This is a genomic window from Bacillus gaemokensis (genome assembly GCF_001590835.1).
Lineage (GTDB): Bacteria > Bacillota > Bacilli > Bacillales > Bacillaceae_G > Bacillus_A > Bacillus_A gaemokensis.
The window spans coordinates 1-5,434 of the sequence record NZ_LTAQ01000019.1 but is presented as its reverse complement, the minus strand read 5'-3'; the positions used below and the strand labels follow the sequence as shown (position 1 = coordinate 5,434).

Annotated in this window: 1 pseudogene; it reads right to left on the bottom strand. The window is 39.2% G+C overall.

The features are described 5' to 3' along the window. Positions 1–5,434 (bottom strand): annotated as a pseudogene (locus AZF08_RS32370) (amino acid adenylation domain-containing protein); the annotation flags it as partial.

Genomic DNA, 5,434 nt, shown 5'->3' with positions numbered 1-5,434 from the left:
TTAATCCAACTCGCAATAACGGTGCCTCTTGCAAATTAAATGGACGTACGAAACGATCGATATGTGTATCTATCTCCTCTTTTTCAGCTTGTATCTTTTCGAGAGAAAACATCACTTCAGRATGTATGTGCTGCACTGGTTCTCCCTGAATCATCTCAAAACTTGTCCGTAATGACTCATGACGTTGAATTAAGTTTTGGAATGCTTCTTCTACACGAGCAGAATCCAGTTCTCCTTCCACAATCATTGCACCCGGCATATTGTAACTTAATTCTCCACCTTCTAATTGACTCAAAATGTACATACGCTTTTGTGTCGAAGAGACTGGATAATAAGTTCTTCTTGGTGTCACTGGAATAGACAAGTAAGTCTGTTCCTCAATACCAGTAATAAATTCAGCCATTTGTTCAACTGTCTGATATCGGAAAACATCTCTTACCATAACATTGATGTTCATCTGTTTATGAATCTTAGATACGAGCGTAGTCGCTCTTAATGAATGCCCACCAACATCAAAGAAGTTGTCCTTAACCCCAATATGATTATTGAATAGAACCTCTTTCCATATCTCAACCAACTGTTCTTCTATCCTTGTACGAGGTGCAACATACTCTATACCTGTTTGTAAAATTCCTTCTGGCTCAGGCAATGCTTTACGATCAATCTTGCCATTTGGTGTTAATGGCATTTGCATGAGCTGTACAAAATATGATGGAATCATATAGTCTGGTAACTCTTGTGCCATCGCCTCTCGAAGTTGTCCCACTGTTAAGCTTTCATCTCCGACGAAATATGCGCACAATTGTATCAATCCATCCGTACTCTCTCGTGCGACAACAATTGCCTCTCGAACCAAATCCACTTTCTGAAGCGCCGACTCAACCTCACCCAATTCAACTCGGTATCCCCGAATTTTCACTTGATGGTCGATTCTACCAATATACTCAATATTTCCATCCGGTAACCATTTGGCCAAGTCACCTGTTCTATACATGCGCTCTCCTGGGATAAAAGGATTTTCTACGAATTTTTCCGCCGTTAACTCCGGCCGATTTAAATATCCTCTAGCAACTCCTACTCCGCCAGTATATAATTCCCCAGCAACTCCAATTGGCTGTATTTGTAGTTTGTCATTCAAAATGTACATCTGAGTATTTAAATTAGGCTTACCAATAGGTATATTTTCATATTTTCCTGCTTCTGAACAAACAAAACTTGTAACTTCCACAGTAGCTTCTGTTGGTCCATAGGTATTATGTAGTAACGTACCGTTCGGAACAGTAAGTACTTTATGGAATTTGTCTGCCAAGTGAGCCGACAGCTTTTCTCCTCCGACTGATACATATCTCAAAGAAGCTAAAGTTTCAACATTTGTAAAATTCTCAACGTAATCTACAAATGCTTGTAACATAGATGGAACAAACTCAAGATGTGTCACTTTGTAACTTTGTACAGCCCTTACCAATGTAGCAGGATCTTTTTCTCCACCAGGTTCTAATAGATATAAACGTGCACCCTTCATCATCCCCCAAAAAATTTCCCATATAGAAGCATCACTTGAAATAGTTGATTTTTGTAATACTATATCCTTATCATCTAATAAAGTTCTTGCCTCTAAGGTTTGAAGGAAATTTAAAACAGAATGATGTTCTACCAACACTCCTTTTGGTTTTCCAGTAGATCCTGAGGTATAAATTACAAATGCTAACCCACTAGGCCTAGTTGATATTTCTAAATTTGAATCGTCTTTATCATATAAAGAAATATCATCCAAATTAATATATTTTCCTTTGAAAACCACATGTCCTTGTAAATGTTGCTGTAATAACAACACCTTAACCCCAGCATCTTCCAGTATATATTGAATGCGCTCTTCTGGATATTCTGGGTCAAGCGGCACATAAGCACCACCCGCTTTTAATATGCCAAGTATACCGACAATCAGTTCTATCGAACGCTCTACCATAACTCCAACTAACTGATCTTCCTGTACTCCTTCATTTCTTAACGTTCGTGCCAACTGATTTGCTCGTGCATTGAGCTCACGATACGTCAATTGCTGATTTTCGAATACAACCGCAACATGATCTGGTGTACGCTCCACCTGTTCTTCGAACAATTGATGGATAGTCTTCTCACGTGGATATTCAGCCGCTGTATCATTGAACATTTCGAGAATCTGTATTTTCTCTTCCGCTGTTACTAATTCTAGTTCGTGTATACAAGTTTGTGGGTTATTTACAACTTGCCTGATGATTTGAATCAAGTGATTCCTCATTCGCTCGATACTCGCATCATCATATATATGGGCATTATATTGGAATTGCATCTGAATCTCTTCTCCAGGAATCACAGTAACGTTAAAATCATAATTCGTTTGTTCAGTCATACTTACATTTTCTATTATTAAATCTGTTTCACTACGATTTTCGCTATGCTCCAATTGTTGTTCTAAAGGATAGTTTTCAAACACCATAATATGTGTAATCAAGTCCTGCTTTTGTTCCGTTTGTGCCTGTATTTCATACAACGGATGCGTATCGTATGCATGTGAGGCTACTGCCTGCTTCTGATTTCTTTTCATCACTTCTACAAAGGAATCTTCCGCTTCACCACGAATACGCACAGGAATTGTATTAATAAATAATCCAATGATATTTTCTACACCCAATATTTCTGATGGTCTTCCAGAGACTACACTCCCAAATACGACATCAGTACTGTTATTATATCTCTGCAACAATACGCCCCATGCTGTCTGCATTAGTGTATTCAAAGTGACTTGATTACCATTCGCTACCTGTTTCAGTTGCTCCGTCAATTCTTTGCCGAGGTTCCAAACTAAACTACCCGAAATATAGTTTTCATTCTCATTAGAAGAAGTAACTTGTGGCAATAGTGTTTGCCCTTCATACCCATCTAAATAATCATTCCAATATTTAGAAGCCTCTCCATGATTTTGTGCTTCTAACCATTCAATATAGTCACTATATGGTGTTACTACAGACAATTCAGGCTCTCTTTGCTGTTGAATAGCATAATATATTTCGAAGATCTCCTGTGTCACCAGTGGGATACACCAACCATCCATTAAGATATGGTGGAAACTCCAAATAACACGGTACGTTTGCTCCTCGGTGCGTAAGATCATCATACGCATTAATGCATCTTCAGCAAGATTAAATCCTCTTTCCTTATCTTCACTCGTATACTTCTTCACCCACTCTTCACGTGATGACTCTTGCATTTCATGAAGATCCTCGTAATGAAAATCAATTTTTCTATTTCGGTATACGATTTGTAACGGCTCATCATTCCCAGCATTCACAAAGTTAGTTCGGAATATGGCATGTCTTTGCACTAACTGTTCTAAACTTTGAGCGAATGCCTCTATATTCATACTTCCCTGTACATCAAACGTTGCTTGCTCAAAATAAGCTTCTGATTGCGGATTCATCAAGCTATGAAATAACATACCTTTCTGCATTGGAGTTAACGGATACACATTTTCAATTTCACCTATGTGTTGCATCTCCTGCACAACATGATCTAATGCTTCGATTGTCATTCCTTTGAAAATAATATCACTTGGTGTGAGCTCCGCTCGCTCTTTCGTTACGCAATGTTCAATGACTTCCTGCAAACTCGATTGCAGCCCATTCGCCAATTGTTCTATCGTTTCTCTTCGGTATTGTTTACCATTATAATTGATTTCTAATGATAATCTTCCACCGGATATCATGCCATTGATGTCAAGTACATATGATCTTGCATGATGCTTACTTTCAGTTTCACCACTTGAATAGGTGGAAGGCTGCATCGCAGTATTCTCTAAATCTTGGTCAAACTGCCCCAGATAGTTGAAGCTAATCTCTGGCTTCAATGTAAATGTCTGCTTTTCTTGATTTTCAGATAGATATTTTAAAAGACCATATCCAATCCCTTTATTCGGAATGTGGCGTAATCCTTCTTTAATATTCTTGATTCGATGAGAGATATCGCTCCCTGTCTCAATCGGTAAGACTACTGGATACTGACTCGTAAACCATCCTACTGTACGAGTGATATCGAGATCAGAAAGAATGGATTCTCGTCCATGTCCTTCTAAATTCACTATAATGTTTTCCATTCCTGTCCATTGATGGATTGCCGTTCCTAAAGCTGTTAACAATAAATCATTAATTTCAGTGTTATATGCCCGGCTTGTTTGTTTTAACAACTGCTCCGTTTCAGAGGCTGTCCATTGGACCGTGATGGCTTCACTATCCTTTATCAAACCACAATCTTGCTCCTCGTCTTTCGGCAACAATCCCGTTGGGATTTGTTCGATTTCATTCCAATATTCGCGCTCTTTCTCCATCTCTAGACTGCTCGCGTAAAGAGATAATTGTTCCGCCCATAATTGGAAAGAATCTGTTTTTTGTGGTAGCTGGATAACCTCTCCGCTCACCGCTTGATCGTACCCTGCCTCAATATCTTCCAGCAATATTCGCCAAGAAACGCCATCCACTACTAAATGATGAATAACAATCAACAAATGATCGCCTTCTTCACATTGGAACAAGCCCAGTTTCATTAACGGTCCTTCACTTAAATCAATGCTTCTTTGNTACTAAATGATGAATAACAATCAACAAATGATCGCCTTCTTCACATTGGAACAAGCCCAGTTTCATTAACGGTCCTTCACTTAAATCAATGCTTCTTTGCATCGTATTTACAGCCTCTTCGATTGCTGAAACCGGATTCCCATTTCCTATGAGATCCATCACTTCCAGACTGAATAATTCTTCTTCCTCTATTCCTCGATTCCATGCCTCATACCCTTGTTCAGTTTGACGGAAGACCATACGCAGCGCATCATGATGCTCCGTAATTTTTTGCATCGTTTTGCGAAGAGCTGATACATCAAATCCTTGTTTCCGGTATAACATGAACGCTTGGTTAAAGTGATGCGGAGCTGTCACCTCACGGTCGAAAAACCAATGCTGAATTGGTGTTAACATAGCCTCGCCTGTTACTTCGCCTTGTTCAGCAACTCGCGTTATTTTCTCCACATGCGGACTTAAAGACGCAACAGTCGAATATTTGAATAAGTTTTTCATATCTACTCGATAACCAGCTTGATACAGTCTCGAGGAGACTTGGATGGACTTAATTGAGTCGCCTCCTAGATCAAAGAAATTATCTAATACTCCAATTTGCGGAACACCAAGTACCGTTTGCCAAATTGAAACTAACATTTCTTCTATTGGGGTTTGCGGCGCAACATACTCCGTACCTGTTTGTAAGTTCCCTTCTAGCGCAGACAATGCTTTACGATCAATCTTACCATTTTGTGTTAATGGCATTTGGACGAGCTGTACAAAGTAAGATGGAATCATATACTCTGGTAATTCTTGTGACATCGCCTCCCGAAGTTGTCCCACTGTTA